Here is a 14,770-nt window from a genome sequence, read left to right on the forward strand (position 1 = left end):
TATACCCCGCCTCTTGATAGAGAGTGGGAGTAAGTTAGTGCGGTGAGATGGATCTCAATTGCCACCCATTTAGGGGCTATCTTCAAGGAACCAAGTCCGCTCGCCAACGAATTGAGCTTAGAACCATCTCATTAGGGCTATTTTATGTGCCATTTTGAACCGGGGCAGAACTCAGAACCTTCACCTACTTGGTGTCCGAGCCAGTTCTTCCGCGCTGTTTGTGTTCAAACTGACTGCAACAATTACGCCTACTGAGATAGCATTTTAATTATCAGAGACACCGGTTGGTTTCTCTGCCCGCTCATAAATAAATGCTCAGTTCTGGCAAGGTGCTGGGGCTGAATTAGTGTTGGAGAGTTTTATGACCGATTTAACCGCCTGCGCGAATCTCAACGATTATGCTAAACGCGCGCTGAGTTTGATGGATTTAACCACCCTGAATGATGACGACACTGACGATAAAGTCATCGCGTTGTGTCATCAGGCGAAAAGTCCGGCCGGCAATACTGCGGCAATCTGCATTTATCCTCGCTTTATCCCTATTGCCCGCAAAACATTACGCGAGCAAGGAACACCTGAAATCCGTATTGCTACGGTGACCAATTTCCCCCATGGCAATGATGATATTGATATTGCGCTGGCCGAAACCCGTGCTGCTATTGCCTATGGCGCTGATGAAGTTGATGTGGTTTTCCCTTACCGCGCCTTAATGGCGGGTAACGATAAAATCGGCTTTGAATTAGTCAAAAAGTGCAAAGAAGTCTGTGCTGCCGCCAATGTATTACTGAAAGTGATTATTGAAACGGGCGAATTAAAACAAGAACATTTAATTCGTCAGGCTTCTGAGATTGCTATCAAAGCCGGTGCTGACTTTATTAAAACCTCTACCGGTAAAGTGCCGGTCAATGCCACCCTGGAAAGTGCCGACATCATGATGCGCACTATTCGTGATTTAGGGGTTGGAAAAACGGTTGGCTTCAAACCTGCTGGTGGCGTACGCACCGCTGAAGATGCTGCACAATTCTTGCAATTGGCAGATAACTTGATGGGCGAAGGTTGGGCTGATGCTCGCCACTTCCGTTTTGGTGCATCCAGCCTATTAGGCAGCTTGTTGACCACTCTGGGCCATCAAAGTAACAGCAAAAGCAGCGGTTACTAGCCGTAACCACCGTGATTAAATTCAGCAGATGCACTGCGGACAATTTGGTTCGCAGTGTGGCTTTTTCCATTTTTATACCCCGCAGCAACAAGTGCGAAGGGTACAGGGGGATACCTTGTTTCTGGCGCAAGAAATTATCCGTAAAAAACGCGACGGTCATCCACTGAATGAAGAAGAAATTCGGTTCTTTATCAATGGGGTTCGCGATAACGTGGTGTCTGAAGGGCAAATTGCTGCTTTGGCGATGACCATTTACTTCCACGATATGAATATGTCCGAACGTGTGGCGCTGACAATGGCGATGCGCGATTCTGGTACTGTGCTGAACTGGAAGAGTTTGAACCTCAACGGCCCGATTGTGGATAAACATTCCACCGGCGGCGTAGGTGATGTGACTTCTCTGATGCTTGGCCCAATGATAGCCGCCTGTGGTGGCTATGTGCCGATGATTTCAGGCCGTGGCCTGGGCCATACCGGTGGCACGTTGGACAAACTGGAAGCCATTCCTGGGTTTGATATCTTTCCTGATGACAGCGCATTTCGCAAAATCATTCAGGACGTCGGTGTTGCTATCATTGGGCAAACCAGCTCACTGGCACCGGCAGATAAGCGCTTTTATGCGACCCGTGATATCACCGCCACCGTGGATTCCATTCCACTGATCACCGCCTCGATTCTGGCCAAAAAGTTGGCTGAAGGTCTGGATGCGCTGGTGATGGATGTCAAAGTGGGCTCCGGTGCATTTATGCCGACTTATCAGCTCTCTGAGGACTTGGCGCAAGCCATCGTGAGTGTTGCCAATGGCGCGGGGTGTAAAACCACGGCGCTGCTGACTGACATGAATCAGGTGCTGGCTTCCAGTGCGGGTAATGCGGTGGAAGTACGCGAAGCCGTGCGCTTCCTCACCGGCGAGTATCGTAATCCACGTCTGCTGGAAGTCACTATGGCACTTTGTGTCGAAATGCTCCTTTCCGGTGGACTGGCGCAAGATGATGCCGATGCCAGAGCCAAGCTGCAAACCGTATTGGATAATGGCAAAGCCGCCGAGGTCTTTGGCCGCATGATCGCCGCGCAAAAAGGCCCGAGCGATTTTGTCGAACGCTACGACAGCTACTTGCCAACCGCGATGCTGAGCAAGCCAGTCTTTGCTGAGCGCTCGGGTATCATCACCGCAATGGATACCCGCGCATTAGGTATGGCTGTGGTTTCCCTTGGCGGAGGCCGCCGCCGGGCCACTGATCCTATTGATTACAGTGTCGGTCTTACCGATATGGTTCGCTTGGGTGCCCGTGTTGATAGTCAGCAGCCATTAACCGTAATTCATGCCAATAATGAAGATGACTGGCAGTTGGCGGCAGATGCGGTACGCGCGGCAATGACCTTGGGTGATACCGCACCGGAAGAAACCCCGGTAGTTTATCGCCGTATCACTGAATAAACGCCATACTTTGAGGAAACCGCTTCGCGGGTGAACCTCTGTAGGAGAGAATGATGAAACGTACATTTATTATGGTATTAGACTCATTTGGTATCGGTGCTAGCGCTGATGCTAAGAAATTTGGCGACGAAGGTGCCGATACCCTGGGCCACATCGCCGAGGCTTGCGCCCGTGGTGAAGCTGATATTGGTCGTAGCGGCCCATTAACATTGCCTAACCTGAGCCGTTTAGGGTTAGGTAAAGCGGCTGAAGAATCTACCGGTAAATTCCCACCGGGACTGGATAAAAATGCAGATATCATTGGCGCTTATGGCTATGCCAGTGAATTATCCTCCGGTAAAGATACCCCATCAGGCCACTGGGAAATTGCCGGTGTGCCGGTCTTGTTCGACTGGGGCTATTTCAGTGATGTCGAAAACAGCTTCCCGCAGGAATTACTGGATAAGCTGGTAAAACGCGCCAACTTGCCGGGGTATTTGGGCAACTGCCACTCTTCAGGCACAGTTATCCTTGACCAACTGGGCGAAGAGCATATGAAAACCGGCAAACCGATTTTCTATACCTCGGCTGACTCCGTGTTCCAGATTGCTTGTCATGAAGAAACATTTGGCTTGGATCGCCTGTATGAACTGTGCGAAATCGCGCGCGAAGAGTTGACCGAAGGCGGCTACAACATTGGCCGGGTGATTGCGCGCCCATTTATTGGGGATAAGCCTGGTAACTTCCAACGCACCGGTAATCGCCATGATTTAGCTGTTGAACCCCCAGCTCCGACTATGTTGAAAAAACTGGTAGAGGAGAAGGGCGGCGAAGTGGTTTCCATTGGTAAAATTGCTGATATCTACGCCCATGTTGGTATCACGCAAAAAGTGAAAGCCACGGGTCTGGATGCATTGTTTGATGCCACCATAGAAGAGATGAAGAAAGCCGGTGACAACACTATCGTGTTCACTAACTTTGTTGATTTTGACTCTTCTTACGGCCACCGCCGTGACATTGCGGGCTATGCTGCGGCACTGGAATTATTTGACCGTCGCCTGCCAGAATTGATGGCGCTGGTGCAAGAAGATGACATTCTGATCCTGACGGCTGACCACGGTTGTGACCCAACTTGGCCGGGCACCGACCATACCCGCGAGCATATTCCGGTCTTGGTTTACGGCCCGAAAGTTAAACCGGGTTCACTGGGACACCGTGAGACCTTTGCGGATATTGGGCAGACGGTTGCCAAGTATTTCGGTTTATCCCCAATGGATTACGGAAAAAATATGCTGTGAGGCATAAAACTAAGCTGAACTTGCTATTTTAGGTTTGGGCAGTGCTCGCCTTCCTCAGGCACGGCGAGTACGTTCTGGGGGCGGTGTGCTGGTCGCGCCTAAAATCTCGGCGTTCATCTACGTTTCCAATTGTTAAAAAACCTGAATTACGCAAGGCGCAACAACCGCCAAAAGAGTTCGGGTTATACTATTTTTAATACTCTGATTTTTAAGGAAAGTGATTATGGCAACGCCACATATTAATGCTGAAATGGGTGATTTCGCTGACGTTGTATTGATGCCCGGCGATCCGCTGCGTGCAAAATTTATTGCCGAAACCTTCCTGCAAGACGTGCGCGAAGTAAACAATGTGCGCGGCATGTTGGGTTTCACCGGTACTTATAAAGGACGCAAAATCTCGGTAATGGGCCACGGCATGGGGATCCCATCTTGCTCCATTTATACCAAAGAGCTGATTACTGATTTCGGCGTGAAGAAAATTATTCGTGTGGGTTCCTGTGGTGCAGTACGTGCCGACGTTAAACTGCGCGATGTGGTGATTGGTATGGGGGCCTGTACTGATTCTAAGGTCAACCGCCTGCGTTTTAAAGATCACGATTACGCGGCAATTGCTGATTTTGACATGACCCGCAATGCAGTCGATGCCGCAAAAGCGAAAGGGATTGATGTTCGAGTGGGCAACCTTTTCTCTGCCGACCTGTTCTATACGCCAGATCCGCAAATGTTTGATGTAATGGAAAAATATGGCATTCTGGGTGTGGAAATGGAAGCGGCGGGTATCTATGGCGTTGCTGCAGAATTTGGCGCGAAAGCCCTGACTATCTGTACCGTTTCTGACCATATCCGCACTGGCGAACAAACCACGGCTGCTGAGCGCCAAACCACCTTCAACGACATGATTGAAATTGCATTGGAATCTGTGTTGCTGGGCGACAAAGAGTAATATTAGCCAATCTAACAGAACCGCATCACCCTGCTGCGGTTCTGTATTTATATCCTCATCCTCATTGAGAGAGTGGAATACTCCACGGCGCTATTTTTCGGCCGGTTTCTGCTCAGCTTCTGGCGTGTCATCCTCACTTTCATCTTCTTTAACCGGCGTATTGGCAGTCAGCAGATAAGGCGATTGTTGCCAGCGGCTGCGGCGGCCTTGCAGTAACGTGCGAGCCAAAATAATCCCCACGGCGAGTGCTACCAGTATCATCAGGCGCAACAAATTAGTGGTATTGTCCACCTGTTTGGATTCTGTCGCCAACACATGGGTATCCAGTGTCATGCGCAAAAATCCGCTCGGCCCGCTTTTGCCGGGGATCAGTTCGACAATCTGATGATTGAAATAACTGCCGGGGCGTTTACCGTCTAAAGCCAGTCGGTCACGGACTTTTACGTTCTCTCCGGAGGCGGCCACCAGTGTGCCGTCAATCTGATAGACACTGGCATCCAATATGCGGCTGGATTGGGTCAATTGCTGCAAAATGACATCGACTTTCTGGCTATCAATATCGTCATCACCAGAATCCATAATGGGGGACAAGCTGAAAGTGACTTGCTTTGCCAATGTTTTCGCCAATTCTTCAACTTGCTCTGAGCGAGCCAGCTGATGACTGAGGCTGAAATAGGACGCACCTTGCATAAGTAAAACCAATAATGCCAAACAAATCAGCACAATAGCCGTACGGTGCAATCGAAATTTTAATTTGGCCTTGGCCATGCAGGTTCCTTGCCGGATTTGATGACTTTATACCCGTCATACTTCAAGTTGCAAATCTGTAGACGGCCCTCGTTCACTCCGGTCACTTACTGCTGTAAGCTCCCGCCTTGCTGCAACTCGAATTATTTAGGGTATATGTTGCCAGAAGCAAGGGCGATAGGATAGCTTGATGCATCGTTTTTACCCTGCATCTTTCACATTGCTGCGGTGTTGTCGAATTTCGTTTTCTACAGGAGTAATGCATGTCTAATAGTCTGACCTACTGTGATCTTCCAGCAGAGATCTATCAATGGCCGGGCCTGCCACTGTCACTCAGTGGTGATGAAGTAATGCCGCTGGATTATCGTGCTGGTCACACCGGTTGGCTATTGTACGGTAGAAAACTGGATAAAAAGCGGATTACCCACTTCCAACGCCAGTTAGGCGCGGCAATGGTCATTGTCTCGGCTTGGTGTGTGGAAGATTATCAAGTGATTCGTCTGGCGGGCAGCCTGACACCGCGTATTAAAACCTTGGCAGATGAAAATGAGCTGGATGTGGCTCCCTTGGGGGCTATTCCGCACTTGCGCACGCCGGGCCTGCTGGTGATGGACATGGACTCGACGGCCATCCAAATTGAATGCATTGATGAGATTGCCAAGTTAGCCGGTGTGGGTGAAGAAGTGGCGGCGGTTACTGAACGCGCGATGCAAGGTGAGCTGGATTTCACGGCCAGTTTGCGCCAGCGGGTGGCGACGTTAAAAGGGGCTGATGCCAATATTCTTAAACAGGTGCGCGACGAATTACCATTAATGCCAGGATTAACCCGCTTGGTACAAAAACTACAGGCGCTGGACTGGCATGTCGCCATTGCCTCCGGCGGCTTTACCTATTACGCCGAATACCTGCGCGACAAATTACGGCTGGTGGCAGTCGCCGCCAATGAGCTTGAAATCAAAGACGGCAAACTGACCGGCAAAGTACTAGGGCCAATCGTCGATGCGCAATATAAAGCCGATATCCTGTTAAAGCTGGCCGAGAAACTGAACATCCCACTCGCCCAAACAGTCGCCATCGGCGATGGTGCCAACGACCTGAAAATGATGCACGTCGCAGGCCTGGGGCTAGCTTTCCATGCCAAACCCAAAGTATATGCCAAAGCAAAAGTGGCTATCCGTCATGGTGATTTGCTGAGTGTGTTGTGTATTCTGACCGGCAGCCTAAAACACGAAGAACGATAATCCCCTGCGTCCTTGGCGCTACAGCGGTGTTAGCGGCTCTCACTCACCCGAATCACTGACGTGAGTCAGCTCAGCGGGATGAGTTCATTTGCTGCCTGGCTGTAACGCCAATGACTTTGGGGAAGTTTTGTTATTAGGCTGGAATGCTAATTAGATTGAGGTGAAACGTGGCTAAAGCACCAAAGCGGGCATTCGTTTGTAATGAATGCGGCGCTGATTATCCGCGCTGGCAGGGGCAGTGTAGCGCCTGTAATGCCTGGAATACCATTACCGAAATTCGGCTGGCGGCAGCCGCGTCGTCATCGTCTCGCAATGAACGTTTTGGCGGATATGCGGGGGAGGCCGGTGTCAGTCGGGTTCAGAAATTGTCAGATATCAGCCTGGATGAACTGCCGCGTTTCTCAACTGGTTTTCTAGAGTTTGACCGGGTGCTGGGCGGTGGTGTGGTGCCGGGCAGTGCCATTCTGATTGGCGGGAATCCGGGGGCGGGGAAAAGTACCTTACTGCTGCAAACGCTCTGCAAATTGTCCGAAAACATGAAAACCTTGTATGTCACCGGTGAAGAATCACTGCAACAGGTTGCCATGCGGGCGCATCGTTTGGGCTTGCCCACTGCCGGCCTGAATATGCTGTCGGAAACCAGCATTGAGCAGATTTGCCTGATTGCTGAACAAGAACAGCCAAAATTGATGGTGATTGACTCCATTCAGGTAATGCACATGGCGGATATCCAATCATCGCCGGGCAGTGTGGCGCAAGTGCGCGAAACGGCTGCTTATCTCACCCGTTTTGCCAAAACCCGTGGTGTCGCCATTGTGATGGTGGGCCATGTAACCAAAGATGGTTCGCTGGCGGGGCCGAAAGTATTGGAGCACTGCATTGACTGCTCGGTGATGCTGGATGGCGATGGCGACTCACGTTTTCGCACCCTGCGCAGCCACAAAAACCGCTTCGGGGCCGTCAATGAGTTGGGCGTATTTGCCATGACCGAGCAAGGTCTGCGGGAGGTCAGTAACCCATCGGCCATTTTCCTGAGTCGCGGTGATGAAGTCACGGCGGGTAGCTCGGTAATGGTGGTGTGGGAAGGGACTCGCCCGCTGCTGGTCGAGATTCAGGCGCTGGTAGACCACTCGATGATGTCTAACCCGCGTCGGGTGGCTGTCGGGTTGGAGCAAAACCGGTTGGCAATCTTGCTGGCAGTTTTGCATCGTCATGGCGGTTTACAGATGTCTGACCAAGACGTGTTCGTCAATGTGGTCGGCGGGGTAAAAGTGACAGAAACCAGTGCGGACTTAGCCTTGCTGATGTCACTGGTATCCAGCTTGCGTGACCGCCCACTGCCACAGGATTTAGTGGTCTTTGGTGAAGTGGGCCTGGCCGGTGAAATTCGCCCTGTTCCCAGTGGTCAGGAGCGAATCTCAGAGGCCGCCAAGCACGGTTTTAAACGCGCAATAGTGCCTTATGCCAATATGCCGAAAAAGCCGCTGCCGAATATGCAGGTATTTGGCGTGAAAAAACTGGCTGATGCATTGGCGGTGTTAGAGGATTTATAAGGGCACATTTAGTCGTGTCAATATTGCAGCATACTGTGTTATTTTTGTTTAGTGCACTAAACAGGAGGCAGTATGTTGCAGTTTGACTATCTTAAAACGGCGATTAAGCAAAAGGGCTGTACCTTACAGCAGGTGGCCGATGCCAGTGGCATGACGAAAGGTTACTTAAGCCAGTTACTCAATGACAAAATCAAAAGCCCCAGTGCACAAAAGCTAGAAGCTCTGCACCGTTATCTTGAGCTGGAATTCCCTCGTCGGGAGAAAAAAGTCGGCGTAGTGTTTGGTAAATTTTACCCATTACATACCGGCCATATCTACCTCATCCAGCGAGCCTGTAGCCAGGTTGATGAACTGCATATCATTCTTTGTTTCGACGAGCCTCGCGATCGCGAGCTGTTCGAAAACAGTTCAATGTCACAGCAGCCCACTGTCAGCGACCGCTTGCGCTGGTTGTTACAAACCTTTAAGTATCAGAAAAATATCCATATTCATTCATTTGATGAACATGGTATTGAACCCTATCCTCACGGCTGGGATGTCTGGAGCCGTGGTGTTAAAACCTTTATGGCAGAAAAGGGCATCGTCCCAAGCTTTATTTATTCCAGCGAAAGTCAGGATGCGCCGCATTATCGTGAACAATTTGGTATCGAAACCATTCTGATCGACCCGGAACGTTCATTTATGAACATCAGTGGCCGCCAAATTCGTCGTGATCCTTTCCGCTACTGGGATTATATCCCGACCGAAGTGAAGCCTTTCTTTGTGCGCACCGTGGCGATTTTAGGGGGTGAATCCAGTGGGAAATCAACATTAGTCAATAAGTTAGCCAATATTTTTAATACCACCAGTGCGTGGGAATATGGCCGTGATTATGTTTTTTCTCATTTGGGTGGCGATGAGATGGCACTGCAATATTCTGATTATGACAAAATCGCACTTGGACAGGCGCAATATGTTGATTTTGCAGTTAAATATGCCAATAAAGTCGCATTTATTGATACCGATTTTGTTACCACACAAGCATTTTGTAAAAAATATGAAGGGCAGGAACACCCCTTTGTACAGGCGCTGATTGATGAATACCGCTTTGATTTGGTCATTTTGTTGGAAAACAACACGCCGTGGGTCGCGGATGGCTTGCGCAGCCTTGGCAGTGACCGTGACCGAAAATCTTTCCAGAACTTACTCGAGCAGATGCTGCGCAGCAATAATATTGAATATGTCCATGTTGAGTCGGCAGATTATGACGAGCGCTTCTTGCATTGTGTCGAACTGGTTAAACAGTTATTAGCCGCCGACCTACAAAGACTTGCCCGCCCATCAGTGTTGAGTGAAATTTAACCAGCCGGATTAGCATCTAAGGGCTAAGGGCCTAATTGTTGCAGGCAGTTTGCATGCGGGCAGCGCACAGCAATCGGAGCGAACACAAAGTACGTGAAAATGTTATTCGCTCCGCTCCCCTTACGCACTGCCCAGATGTAAAATGGTAAATAAAGTGTCTGTGAATTAAGTTGTTAGTAAGTAATTACTATTTTTCCCTGCATATGCCCACCCGCCACTTGTGTGTGGGCCGCTTGCAGGTTTTCTACCGTCAGGCCATGCAAGGTTTCGCTCAGGGTGCCTGGTAATTTTCCCTCATCAACTAATTGGCTGACCTGCTTTAAGATTTCCCCTTGCTGGGCAAGATCCGGGGTAGAAAACATGCTGCGGGTGAACATAAATTCCCAATGCAGGGCGACACTTTTCAGTTTCAACTTATTCTGATCCAGCGGTTTTTCATTCTCCACAATGGTGCAGATTTGTCCCAGCGGTGCGATCAATTCACTGATGGCTGGCCAGTGACCGTCGGTATCATTTAGGCAGAGAATATAATCAACTTTCTCAATACCTTCTTGTTGTAGCTGTGCTTGCAGGTCGCGGTAATCGACCGTCAAGTCAGCTCCGCGCTCACGACACCAGGCGGCTGATTCCGGGCGCGATGCAGTCGCAATCACGGTTAGCGGGCTACGTAATGCCGCCAGAGGGATAGCTAATGATCCCACGCCACCGGCCCCACCAATGATTAGCAATGTTTGACCGGCACTGGCCTGCTGAATTTTCAGGTGTTCGAACAGTGCTTCCCACGCGGTAATGGCGGTTAATGGCAGTGCTGCGGCTTGTGCCCAGTTGAGTGAGCGCGGTTTATGGGCGGCAATGCGGGCATCAACCAATTGTTGCGTGGCATTGCTGCCGGGGCGAGTAATGTCGCCGGCATACCACACCTCATCACCGGGGCGAAAACCGGTCACTTTCTCTCCGACACTGATAACCACTCCAGCGGCATCCCAACCCAGAATACGCGGCTGTTGCAGGCCATCTTTCTTTAGGCCGCCATGCACTTTGGTATCAACTGGATTTATGGATGCAGCTTTAACATCAACCAGTAAGTCAAAGGGGCCGGGCGTGAGCATATCTAAGGCAATTTCAATAAAATCGGCGGGTTGCTGTGGGTTTACTGCAATGGCTTTAATGGACATGGTGATTTTCCTGCTCCTGTTAGCATATCAACTGAGTCTAGACCTCTCTGAGGGGAGTGATAAGATGGACAATCACTAATGCAGTGTTCGTTTGGTATAAACAATCATGTTTAAACAACTACAGGATATGGCGCTGTTCTCTCGGGTTGCGGAATGCGGCAGTTTTACCCGCGCGGCGGAAATGGTCGGTTTGCCTAAATCCAGTGTCAGCCAGCGAATCAGCCAGTTGGAGAAAAATTTGGGGATCCGGTTGCTGAACAGAACCACCCGCCAGTTGAACCTTACTTTTGCTGGTGAGCGCTATCTGGTGCATTGCCAGGAGATGCTGCAAGCCGCTGAACGTGCGGATTTGGCCCTGCAACGGCTTAAAGATAATCCCAGTGGCCGTTTACGTATCTCGATTCCTGCCGGGTTAGGTGCCACTTTGTTGGCGCGTTTGGCGGCGGACTTCCAGCAACGATATCCCGATGTGTTGCTAGAGGTTATGGTCTCGGATACTAAAGTGGATTTGGTTGAAGAGGGATTTGATGTGGCACTGCGCACCGGTAAGCCGCAAGACTCCTCGCTGATTGGCCGGCAGTTGGGGTATGCGCCGCGCTACCTGTTGGCGTCTCCCGCCTATCTGGCTCAGCACCCGCCATTGACCCATCCACGTCAACTCGATACCCATCGCTGCATTGCACATCGTGCCTGGCAGGCGCTGATTTTGCGTCGTGATGATGAATTTTATCGCTGGCAAGTCCCCGCGCTGCATGTGACCAATAATCTGCTATATGCCCGCGAATGTGCGCTGAGTGGCGGTGGCATAACCTTGCTTCCGGCCTTTTTAAGCCGTGAAGTGGTGATAAACCGGCAGTTAATTGCGGTGCTGCCCCAATGGCAGGCCGAAGGAAATGAGCTGTATTTGGTTTATCCGAGCCGCAAGTTAAACTCACCCGCATTGAGCTGTTTTATTGATGTGGTGGTTGGACACCCGGTATTTAAGGATTATATGCAGGGGTTGGAAATGTCCTGAGCATGGCAATGCAAGTGGAGGATTCCCCTTGAGGGCATTGAAAAATTGCGAGGGGCGGTAGCGGTACTGGATTCAGGCCCGCTATTGCGGGCCTGTAGATAACGAAATGCTTAACAGCTATTTGGTCATTTTCTTATACTTGATACGATGTGGCTCCAGTGCTTCGGCACCCAGAGTGCGTTTTTTCCACTCTTCGTATTCAGTAAAGTTACCCTCGAAGAATTCCACTTTGCCTTCATCTTGATAATCGATGATGTGGGTGGCAATTCGGTCAAGGAACCAACGGTCATGAGAAATAACCATGGCGCAACCAGGGAATTCCAGTATGGCGTTTTCCAGTGCGCGCAGGGTTTCGATGTCCAAATCGTTGGTCGGTTCATCGAGCAGCAACATGTTGCCGCCAACCTGAAGCAATTTAGCCAGATGGATACGGCCGCGCTCACCACCGGACAATTCACCGACTCGCTTACCTTGGTCAATACCTTTGAAGTTAAAGCGGCCAACATAGGCGCGGCTTGGAATTTCAAAGTTGCCGATCTTCATGATGTCCTGACCGCCGGAAACTTCTTCCCACACGGTTTTGCTGCCATCCATATTGTCGCGGAACTGATCGACAGAGGCCAGAATCACGGTATCACCCAGTGAAATCGTGCCGGAATCAGGTTGTTCCTGACCCGATAACATGCGGAACAAGGTTGATTTACCGGCGCCGTTCGGCCCGATAATCCCAACTATCGCGCCTTTTGGCAGCGCGAAAGTCAGGTCGTCAATCAGCACTCGGTCACCGTAAGACTTGCTAAGATGCTCAACTTCTAGCACTTTATCGCCTAAACGTGGGCCAGGTGGGATAAACAACTCACTGGTTTCGTTACGTTTTTGGTACTCGACACTGTTAAGTTCTTCAAAGCGGGCCAGACGTGCTTTACCTTTCGCCTGACGGCCTTTAGGATTCTGGCGAACCCACTCCAGCTCTTTCTCAATAGATTTGCGACGCGCGGCTTCGGAAGAGGCTTCCAACGCCAAACGGGCATCTTTTTGTTCCAACCATGAGGAATAGTTACCTTCCCACGGAATACCTTCACCACGGTCAAGTTCCAGAATCCAACCCGCCACGTTATCAAGGAAATAACGGTCATGGGTGATGGCGACCACAGTGCCTTCATAGTCATGCAGGAAGCGTTCCAGCCAAGCCACGGATTCAGCATCCAAGTGGTTGGTAGGTTCATCCAGCAACAGCATGTCTGGTTTTTCCAGCAGCAGGCGGCAAATTGCGACACGGCGGCGTTCACCACCGGACAAATTGGCAATTTTGGCATCCCAAGCTGGCAGACGCAGGGCATCCGCCGCGCGTTCTAGCTGGTTATCCAGATTGTGGCCGTCATGGGATTGGATAATGGCTTCCAATTCGCCTTGCTCTTTTGCCAGCTTGTCAAAATCAGCATCAGGATCAGCATACAGCGCATAAACTTCATCCAGACGGGTCAGCGCGCGTTTAACTTCGCCAACAGCTTCCTCAACTGACTCACGCACAGTTTGTTCAAGGTTTAGCTGAGGTTCCTGCGGCAGGTAACCAATCTTGATCCCTGGCTGTGGACGAGCTTCACCTTCAATATCTGTATCGATACCGGCCATGATGCGCAACAGGGTAGATTTACCCGAGCCGTTAAGACCCAGCACACCAATCTTGGCCCCCGGGAAGAAACTCAAGGAGATGTTTTTCAAAATATGACGCTTCGGCGGAACTACTTTGCCGACGCGATGCATGGAATAGACGTATTGAGCCACGTTGCGCTAACCCTCGCTGTAACTGGTTTTTATGATGTCCCACTCTTTGTGTGGGGCATGTATGGGGCATTAGAGCCTAACTTTGCGTTTAGCAACGCAAGCTGGTCAGCGTTATGATCCGGCATCCAATCACCGTAGACGCTAAACAGCATTTGTGCTGAGGTGTGCCCCATTTGCATTGCAATAAATGCAGGGTTCGCCCCAGCGGATAACGACCAACACGCGAAAGTATGGCGCGATTGGTATGCATTTCGATGTCGCAGTTTAGCCCGTTTCACTGCCCGATCCCAGCTATCAGCTAGAGCAGTTGGTGTAAAACGTTCACCAGCTCTATTTCCTTTTACATTAATCTGCGGATCAAACACGAAAGTGCATAGGTCTGTACGGCTTTTGCCATGCTCTTGCATTAACACTGTTACTTTGCTGGTGGGATTTAATCGTGTTAATGCCTGCTGCTTTCTTAATGCTTCTTTCGCAGATTCCATCAGAAAAATAGTGCGATCGGTACCGGCCTCAGTTTTTGGCAAAGTGTACTGTTCCACACTAGTCCAGTTACGCCGCACCGTTAGTATGCCAGCTTCCAGATCGATATCTTCCCAAACTAATGCACAAAGCTCTCCATGGCGAAGGCCGGTATCGGACTCTGGCGCGCTTAAGTTTACTGACTGATGTGGTGGGATCCTGTTTTAAATAACTACTTTTCACCGCGAATTTTACAGCGCCTTGCATACAGATCACGGCTTTGTTGAATAAATCGGGGTCAGATAAAGCTAACCCCTATCAGCCATTTTCTCAGGTATGACTACGCGCGTCATTTTGTTCAATGCACGGATCATGGCCATAGCCTCACCAACCTGCGCATCGTAGTCACGCACCCACCCAACAGTTGTTTAACCCGGTATATCGCCGTTTCGGCCACCGAACTCCGGTTATCAGCCGTGTGTCATTTCCAATAATCATGAGTACCGGTGTCCACGGCCAGGTGCAGTTTCCGCCATATGCAACGCTTTTCCTGGCCGTGTTTTTTCACCTTCGACTCATTCTCACCGAAGACTTTTAATTCGGTGGAGTCGATAACAAGATGGGCAATTTTGCC

12 protein-coding genes and 1 pseudogene are annotated in these 14,770 nt (G+C 50.3%); 8 read left to right on the forward strand and 5 right to left on the reverse strand.

Going from position 1 to position 14,770, the window contains the following annotated elements:
• The first annotated feature begins 361 nt into the window (after window positions 1-361).
• The 4 genes from deoC (at window position 362) to deoD (ending at window position 4,817) form a co-directional block, all read left to right on the forward strand.
• Window positions 362-1,159 (forward strand): deoxyribose-phosphate aldolase, encoded by a 798-nt coding sequence (deoC, locus tag YROHD0001_RS02310; RefSeq protein ID WP_004716349.1) that lies wholly within the window; start codon window positions 362-364, stop codon window positions 1,157-1,159.
• Window positions 1,160-1,274: 115 nt separating this feature from the next.
• Entirely contained in the window at window positions 1,275-2,597 is a 1,323-nt protein-coding gene (deoA, locus tag YROHD0001_RS02305) for a thymidine phosphorylase (RefSeq protein WP_032818049.1), read from the forward strand.
• Window positions 2,598-2,650: 53 nt separating this feature from the next.
• A complete protein-coding gene (gene deoB / locus YROHD0001_RS02300; RefSeq protein ID WP_032818051.1) occupies window positions 2,651-3,874 on the forward strand; it encodes a phosphopentomutase in 1,224 nt (407 codons plus the stop codon).
• Between the two features lie 223 nt (window positions 3,875-4,097).
• The gene (deoD, locus tag YROHD0001_RS02295; protein WP_032818053.1) at window positions 4,098-4,817 is read left to right on the forward strand and encodes a purine-nucleoside phosphorylase; all 720 of its coding nucleotides are present in this window, start codon (window positions 4,098-4,100) and stop codon (window positions 4,815-4,817) included.
• A gap of 90 nt (window positions 4,818-4,907) precedes the next feature.
• Here the strand turns inward: deoD and YROHD0001_RS02290 are convergent, their stop codons facing one another.
• Window positions 4,908-5,585 (reverse strand): YtjB family periplasmic protein, encoded by a 678-nt coding sequence (locus YROHD0001_RS02290; protein WP_004716353.1) that lies wholly within the window; start codon window positions 5,583-5,585, stop codon window positions 4,908-4,910.
• A 242-nt stretch (window positions 5,586-5,827) separates the two neighbouring features.
• On the opposite strand from YROHD0001_RS02290, the gene serB reads away from it, so the two are divergent.
• The 3 genes from serB (at window position 5,828) to nadR (ending at window position 9,699) form a co-directional block, all read left to right on the forward strand.
• Window positions 5,828-6,805: a phosphoserine phosphatase gene (gene serB, locus YROHD0001_RS02285; protein WP_004716354.1), complete on the forward strand. Its 978-nt coding sequence runs from the start codon at window positions 5,828-5,830 to the stop codon at window positions 6,803-6,805.
• A gap of 167 nt (window positions 6,806-6,972) precedes the next feature.
• A complete protein-coding gene (gene radA / locus YROHD0001_RS02280; protein WP_004716355.1) occupies window positions 6,973-8,358 on the forward strand; it encodes a DNA repair protein RadA in 1,386 nt (461 codons plus the stop codon).
• A gap of 72 nt (window positions 8,359-8,430) precedes the next feature.
• Window positions 8,431-9,699, forward strand: coding sequence for a multifunctional transcriptional regulator/nicotinamide-nucleotide adenylyltransferase/ribosylnicotinamide kinase NadR (gene nadR / locus YROHD0001_RS02275; RefSeq protein ID WP_004716356.1), 1,269 nt, complete (start codon window positions 8,431-8,433; stop codon window positions 9,697-9,699).
• A 173-nt stretch (window positions 9,700-9,872) separates the two neighbouring features.
• Here the strand turns inward: nadR and YROHD0001_RS02270 are convergent, their stop codons facing one another.
• Entirely contained in the window at window positions 9,873-10,874 is a 1,002-nt protein-coding gene (locus tag YROHD0001_RS02270; protein WP_004716357.1) for a zinc-binding alcohol dehydrogenase family protein, read from the reverse strand.
• A gap of 106 nt (window positions 10,875-10,980) precedes the next feature.
• On the opposite strand from YROHD0001_RS02270, the gene YROHD0001_RS02265 reads away from it, so the two are divergent.
• Entirely contained in the window at window positions 10,981-11,889 is a 909-nt protein-coding gene (locus YROHD0001_RS02265; RefSeq protein WP_004716358.1) for a LysR family transcriptional regulator, read from the forward strand.
• A 117-nt stretch (window positions 11,890-12,006) separates the two neighbouring features.
• Here the strand turns inward: YROHD0001_RS02265 and ettA are convergent, their stop codons facing one another.
• The 3 genes and pseudogenes from ettA to YROHD0001_RS20105 form a co-directional block, all read right to left on the reverse strand.
• Window positions 12,007-13,674: an energy-dependent translational throttle protein EttA gene (gene ettA, locus YROHD0001_RS02260; RefSeq protein WP_032818055.1), complete on the reverse strand. Its 1,668-nt coding sequence runs from the start codon at window positions 13,672-13,674 to the stop codon at window positions 12,007-12,009.
• 29 nt (window positions 13,675-13,703) lie between these two features.
• On the reverse strand, window positions 13,704-14,354 hold the full coding sequence (locus YROHD0001_RS0118650; RefSeq protein ID WP_081452081.1) for a site-specific integrase: 651 nt from the start codon (window positions 14,352-14,354) through the stop codon (window positions 13,704-13,706).
• Window positions 14,355-14,444: 90 nt separating this feature from the next.
• Window positions 14,445-14,770: pseudogene (locus YROHD0001_RS20105) on the reverse strand (transposase); the annotation flags it as partial.

The organism is Yersinia rohdei ATCC 43380 (assembly GCF_000173775.1).
GTDB lineage: Bacteria > Pseudomonadota > Gammaproteobacteria > Enterobacterales > Enterobacteriaceae > Yersinia > Yersinia rohdei.

Coding starts and splice junctions, on each gene's coding strand:
- serB (WP_004716354.1), top strand. CDS start 5,828: ATGTCTAATAGTCTGACCTACTGTGATCTTCCAGCAGAGATCTATCAA.
- YROHD0001_RS02290 (WP_004716353.1), bottom strand. CDS start 5,585: ATGGCCAAGGCCAAATTAAAATTTCGATTGCACCGTACGGCTATTGTG.
- YROHD0001_RS02270 (WP_004716357.1), bottom strand. CDS start 10,874: ATGTCCATTAAAGCCATTGCAGTAAACCCACAGCAACCCGCCGATTTT.
- nadR (WP_004716356.1), top strand. CDS start 8,431: ATGTTGCAGTTTGACTATCTTAAAACGGCGATTAAGCAAAAGGGCTGT.
- deoD (WP_032818053.1), top strand. CDS start 4,098: ATGGCAACGCCACATATTAATGCTGAAATGGGTGATTTCGCTGACGTT.
- deoB (WP_032818051.1), top strand. CDS start 2,651: ATGAAACGTACATTTATTATGGTATTAGACTCATTTGGTATCGGTGCT.
- YROHD0001_RS02265 (WP_004716358.1), top strand. CDS start 10,981: ATGTTTAAACAACTACAGGATATGGCGCTGTTCTCTCGGGTTGCGGAA.
- deoC (WP_004716349.1), top strand. CDS start 362: ATGACCGATTTAACCGCCTGCGCGAATCTCAACGATTATGCTAAACGC.